Source organism: Streptomyces sp. AB3(2024) (genome assembly GCF_041862025.1).
GTDB lineage: Bacteria > Actinomycetota > Actinomycetes > Streptomycetales > Streptomycetaceae > Streptomyces.
In genome coordinates, this window is the sequence record NZ_JBGWAB010000246.1 from 1 (window position 1) to 5,624 (window position 5,624).

Sequence of the window (5,624 nt, forward strand, 5' to 3'; positions counted from 1 at the left end):
GCCGTCGGTCGCCACGTGGTGGATCAGCAGCACCAGGGTGGAGGTGCCGTCGCCCGGCAGGAACAGCCGGGCCCGCAGCGGGGGTTCGAGGGTGATGTCCAGGGGCTGCCGGATGAAGGCGGCCACCCGTGCGTCCCGTTGGCCCGGCGCGCACTCCTCGGCGGTGAGCCGCGCGGCGGGCGCCTCGTCCAGCACCCGCTGGTACGGCTCCGCGTCGGGCCCGGCCGGCAGTACGGTGCGCAGCACCTCGTGCCGCTCCACGACGTCGGCCAGCGCCAGGGCCAGGGCCCCGGCGTCGGGTTCGCCGTCGAGGTGCAGGACGACCGGGGCGTTGTAGGTGGCGGAAGGGCCGTGCAGCCGGCCCAGGAACCACAGCCGGCGCTGGGCGTACGACAACGGGATCACGGTCATGTCCTTCAGGAGTTCGGGCTCGCGGCGGCCGCGACCAGGGTGTCGAGGTGGGCGGCCAGGTCCCGCAGGCGCGGGTTGGCGTAGACGGCCTTCACCGGGAGGGAGACGCCCAGTTCGGCGCGGACCCGCGAGACCAGCTTGATCGCGAGCAGCGAGTGGCCGCCCAGCTTGAAGAAGTTGTCGTCGGGGCCGACGTGCGGGGCGCCGAGGACGGCGGCCCAGACGCCCGCGATCAGCGTCTGCGAGACGGTCAGGCCCCCGGCGGCGGCGTCCCCGGCGGCGTTCCCGGCGGCGGTGGGCGTGGTGGCGGGCGCCGGGGCGGGCAGCGCGGCCCGGTCCACCTTGCCGTTGACGGTGACCGGGAACCGCTCCAGGGCCACGAAGGCCGCCGGGACCATGTACGCGGGCAGCACGGCGGTGAGGCGTTCGCGCAGCCCGGCGTCGGTGACGGGTCCGGCCGCCCGGTAGTAGGCCACCAGGCCCGGCGCCCCGTAGACGTCCTCGCGGAGCACCACGGCCGCCTCGGCGACCCCGGGGACGGCGGCCACCGCGGCTTCGACCTCCGGGAGTTCGAGGCGGTGGCCGCGCAGCTTGACCTGACCGTCGGCCCGCCCCAGGTAGGCGAGCCGGCCGCCGGGCAGGAGCCGTACGAGGTCGCCCGTGCGGTACATGCGGCCGCCGTGCCCCTCCCCGGCGGCGTCGGCCACGAAGCGCTCCGCGGTCAGCGCGGGCCGGCCCCGGTAGCCGCGGCCCACGCGGGGGCCCGCCAGGTACAGCTCGCCGCTGCCGCCCTCGGCGACCGGGTTCAGCCCCTCGTCCAGGACCCGCGTGCGCAGGCCCGGCAGGGCGCTGCCGATGTGCGGCTCGTCGGCGCCGTCCACCCAGCCCGCGGTGGCGTCGACCGTGCACTCGGTGGGCCCGTACAGGTTGACCGTGCGCAGCACCCCCCGCTCGCCCAGCCGGGCCAGGCGCCGCCACAGTGCGGGGCTGACGGCCTCGCCGCCGATCAGCAGGGTCAGCGGGCGCGGGCCGCCGTCCGGGGTGAGCAGATCCAGCAGGGGATCGGCGTGCGCGGGGGTGATGTCCAGGTCGGTCAGGGCCTGTTCGTCGACCAGCCGGGCCAGCAGCGCCGGGTCCGCGCGGGTCTCGTCGTCGATCATCACCAGGGTGTCGCCGCGGCAGAGGCGGACCCACTGCTGCACGGAGGCGTCGAAGGACGGCGAGGCGTTCCAGCCGACCCGCCCGCCCTCGGTGACGGCGATGCCCGCGCCCTCCAGCTCGGCGAGCAGCGCGGACGCGGCGGCCCGGCCGATCTCCACGCCCTTGGGGCGGCCGGTGGAGCCGGAGGTGTAGATGACGTAGGCCAGGGTGTCGCCGGAGACGGCCACCGGGACGTACGGGACCTCCGGGCCGGGCGCGGCCAGCGCGGCCGCGGCCACGTGCGGTACGCCCTCGGCGAGCGGCGAGGTGTCCGCGTCGGCGGTGACGACCAGGTCGGCGCCCGCGTCCTCGACGAGGTAGCGCCGTCGCTCGGCCGGCAGCTTCGGGTCCACCGGCAGGTACGCGGCCCCGGCCGTCAGGGTCCCGACCAGTGCGGCGACGAGCTCCGCGCCGCGCGGCAGGCACAGCGCGACCACGCTCTCCGGCCCGATGCCGCGGGCGGCGAGGCGGCCCGCGATCCGCATGGCTTCGGCGCGCAGTTCGCCAAAGCTTCTCGCGCGTCCGTCCGCGACGGCGGCGGTCCGGTCGGCGGGGGCGAGGGCGAGGCGGTCCAGCAGGTCGGGGACGGCTGCGGTGCCCGCGTGGACGCGGGGACGCTCGGGAAGTACGGCGGTCATGACGGTCACTCCCCGGCGAAGACGGTGGTGGACGGCTGGGTGACGGGCGCGCAGTCGGCCAGCGCGACGGGCTCGCCCATGGCCACGAGGATCTTCCGGTCGCCCTTGTAGGCCTCGCGGCCGTGCGCGCACAGGATGTTGTCGACGAGCATCAGGTCGCCCCGCTGCCAGGTCTCCCGGACCGTGACCCGGTCGTAGACGGCGTTGACCGCGTCGACCTCGGCGTCGGTGAGCCGGGAGCCGTCGCCCAGGTAGGTGTTGAAGGGCAGCCCGTCCTCCCCGTACGTCTCGACGAGCACCTCGCGGACGTCCGGGTCCAGGGTGCGGCTGTTCCAGAAGGCGAAGTGGTTGAACCAGGTCCGCTCGCCCGTCACGGGGTGGGTGACGACCGCCGAGCGCCGCTGCCGCGTGATCATCGAGTCGTCCTCCTCGACCCACTCGTAGCCGACGGTGTTCTCCTCGCAGTAGGCCTCGGCGACCGCCTTGTCCTCGGTGGCGAAGGTCTTGTACCAGGGCAGCCCGGCCAGTTCGGAGTAGTTGCGCACGAGCAGCCAGCCGGCCCGCTCGAACCGCTCGACCAGCTCCGGCGGCAGCAGCCGCAGCGCCTCGCGCATGTCGCCGACGGTGGTCGCCCCGCCCTCCTCGGGGGCGGTCACGCAGCCGAACAGCAGTACCCCGGGGAAGTCGAGGGTGTAGCTGTTCTCGTTGTGCAGCCGGATCGGCTGGACCGCCGGCAGGTCGGTGGAGGAGAACACGCCCTCGCCGAAGTCGGTGCGCGGGGTGGCCTTCTCCTTGTACCCGGCGCGCCGCTCGATCAGGGCGTCCCGGGCGGCGGCGAAGGAGGCCGCGTCCTTCACGGGCAGCCCCCGCAGCAGCACGGCCCCGCTGCGCAGCAACTCGGCCTGGATGGCCTCGCGGTGGGCAGTCAGCCAGGCGCCGGCGGAGGCCGCGTCGAGGCCGGCCGGGGCGTGCACGACTACGGGCTTGCCGGGCTCGCGCACCGGGGTGATGCCGGCCGCCGGGGCGGGGGACTCTGCGTACGTGGTCATCGAACGTCCTTAAGGGGATGCGGAGACGAGGGGGAGCGGTGGCCGCGCGGCGCGGTCAGGCGGCGGCCGGGGCGGCGGCGTGTCCGCCGACGACCGGACCGAGCACGGAGAAGAACTCCGGCAGCTGTTCCTGGAAGTAGAAGTGGCCGCCCGGCAGCACGTACGAGGCGAACGCGCGATCGGTGATCTGCGCCCAGCGGATCAGCGAAGCCGCCGGGGCGACCGGGTCGGCGTCCCCGCCGATCACCGTCACCGGGCAGGCCACCCGGGCCTCGGACTCCGCGCAGCGGTAGACGTCGTCGATGGCGAAGTCGGCCCGGATGGACGGCAGGATGATCTCCCGCAGCTCCGGTTCGTCGAGGATGCCGTCGTCGGTGCCGCCGCGCTCCTTGATGGCGGCGACCAGCTCGTCGTCGTCCAGCCGCTCGGGGTACACGGCGCACGGGTTGGCCAGGAACGGGGCCCGGCAGGCCGAGGCGATCAGGGCGCGGGGCGCCCGTCCGGCCGCCTCCAGGCTGCGGACGACCTCGAAGGCCACCAGCGAGCCCATGCTGTGCCCGAGCACCACCAGGTCCTCGGTGACCCCGGCGGGCAGCGCCGCCACGACCGGACCGGCCAGGTCGGCGATGTCCCGGGGGAGGTCCTCGGCGAAACGGGCGCCCCGGCCCGGGTACTGGCCGATCAGCAGGCGGACGTCGGCCGGCAGGTGGGCGCGCCACTCCGCGTAGGCGTGGGCGTTCCCGCCGGCGTGCGGCAGGACCAGCAGCGCGGTGCGCTGCGGCCCCTCGCCCGGCAGGTCCCAGACCACGTCGTCGGGCGCGGGGGTGAAGGCGGCCTGGTCCTGGTCGGTGGTGCTCATGAGGAACTCCGTTCCTGGTCGGGGGTACGGCGGCGCAGCGCGGGCCGGGCGCGCCGGGGAGCGGGCGCCCCCGCGGACAGCAGCCGGGTCTCGATGTGCCGGGCGAGGGTGACGGGGGTGGGGTGCTGGAAGACGTCGCGCAGGGTGAGGGTGACGCCGAGGGCGGTGCCGATGCGGTTCGTCAGGCGGGCGGCGAGGAGGGAGTGGCCGCCCTGGTCGAAGAAGTCGTCGTCGATCGAGAGCGGGGACGGGGTGGCCAGCGCCTCCCCGAACCAGGTGCGCACCTTCTCCTCCAGGGGGGTGCGCGGTGCGCGTCCGCCCGCCGTGGTGACCGCCTGCGGTGCGGGCAGGGCGCTCTTGTCGATCTTGCCGTTGGGGGTGAGGGGCAGCCGGTCCAGCAGGACGACGAAGGCCGGGACCATGTGGTCGGGCAGGAGCGTGCGCAGCCAGAGGCGGACGTCCTGGGGGGAGAGGCCCTCGTCGGTGGTGACCAGGTAGGCGGTCAGCTGGGGCGTGCGGTGGTGGTCCGGGTGCGTGGCGAGGGTGGCCTGGGTGATGTGGGGGTGGGTGGTGAGGGTGGTTTCGATTTCGGTGGGTTCGATGCGGAAGCCGCGGATTTTGATCTGGGTGTCGGTGCGGCCGGTGTAGTGGAGGTTGCCGTGGGTGTCCCAGTGGGCTTGGTCGCCGGTGCGGTAGAGGCGGGTGCCGGGGGGTCCGTAGGGGTTGGGGATGAAGTGGGTGGCGGTGGTGGTGGGTTGGGCGAGGTAGCCGTGGGCGAGTCCGTCGCCGGAGAGGTAGAGCTCGCCCGTCGTGCCGGGTGGTGTGGGGCGCAGGTGGGCGTCCAGGACGTAGGCGTGCTTGTTGGTGAGGGGGCGGCCGATGGAGAGGGGGCCGGCGGCGGGAGCGTCGGGGTCGGTGGTGTGCGTGGTGGTGAAGCCCATGGACTCGGCCGGCCCGTACCCGTTGGTGATCGTGACCCGGGGGTGCAGCCGGTGCAGCCGCTCCACGTGCGTCGGCGATGCGGGTTCGCCGCCGGTGTAGACGATGCGGGTGGTGGTGAAGGTGTCGGGGTGTTCGTCGGTGAGGTAGTTGAAGAGGCTGGAGGAGAGCTGGAGCATCGTTACGCGGTGCTGCTGGGTGAGTGCGGAGATCAGGGCCGGTTCGGGGCGTTGTCCGGGTTGGAGGACGGTGGTGCCGCCGTGGAGGAGGGCGCCCCAGAATTCGAGGCTGAAGGCGTCCCAGGAGACGGGGGAGCACTGGAGGAAGGTCTCGCCGGGGCCGAAGGTGGCGTAGGTCTGGGCGGTGAGGGTGGAGACGAGGTTGCGGTGGGAGGACAGGATGCCCTTGGGGCGTCCGGTGGATCCGGAGGTGAACATCACGCAGGCGACGTCGTCCCAGGTCAACGGTGTTCCGAGCGGGGTGGTCGGTCGTGCGGCGATGGAGTCGGCCTCCGTGTCCACGCGGACC

Annotated in this window: 5 protein-coding genes; all 5 read right to left on the bottom strand. The window is 74.3% G+C overall.

From position 1 onward, the window contains the following. The coding region (locus ACEPPI_RS39660) for a condensation domain-containing protein (RefSeq protein ID WP_373920107.1) at positions 1 to 411 on the bottom strand (411 nt) is incomplete at its 3' end. Positions 412 to 416: 5 nt separating this feature from the next. After that, positions 417 to 2,249 (bottom strand): amino acid adenylation domain-containing protein, encoded by a 1,833-nt coding sequence (locus ACEPPI_RS39665; RefSeq protein ID WP_373920108.1) that lies wholly within the window; start codon positions 2,247 to 2,249, stop codon positions 417 to 419. A gap of 5 nt (positions 2,250 to 2,254) precedes the next feature. Continuing rightward, on the bottom strand, positions 2,255 to 3,298 hold the full coding sequence (locus ACEPPI_RS39670) for a TauD/TfdA family dioxygenase (RefSeq protein WP_373920109.1): 1,044 nt from the start codon (positions 3,296 to 3,298) through the stop codon (positions 2,255 to 2,257). 55 nt (positions 3,299 to 3,353) lie between these two features. Next, positions 3,354 to 4,157 carry a thioesterase II family protein gene (locus tag ACEPPI_RS39675; protein ID WP_373920110.1) on the bottom strand — a complete coding sequence of 268 codons (804 nt, stop codon included), beginning with the start codon at positions 4,155 to 4,157 and terminating at the stop codon, positions 3,354 to 3,356. Beyond that, on the bottom strand, positions 4,154 to 5,624 hold a 1,471-nt coding region (locus ACEPPI_RS39680), incomplete at its 5' end, for an AMP-binding protein (protein ID WP_373920111.1). The genes ACEPPI_RS39675 and ACEPPI_RS39680, both read right to left, overlap by 4 nt.

Excerpts from the sequence above, each read along its gene's own strand:
- ACEPPI_RS39665 (WP_373920108.1), bottom strand. The coding sequence starts at position 2,249 with ATGACCGCCGTACTTCCCGAGCGTCCCCGCGTCCACGCGGGCACCGCA.
- ACEPPI_RS39670 (WP_373920109.1), bottom strand. The coding sequence starts at position 3,298 with ATGACCACGTACGCAGAGTCCCCCGCCCCGGCGGCCGGCATCACCCCG.
- ACEPPI_RS39675 (WP_373920110.1), bottom strand. The coding sequence starts at position 4,157 with ATGAGCACCACCGACCAGGACCAGGCCGCCTTCACCCCCGCGCCCGAC.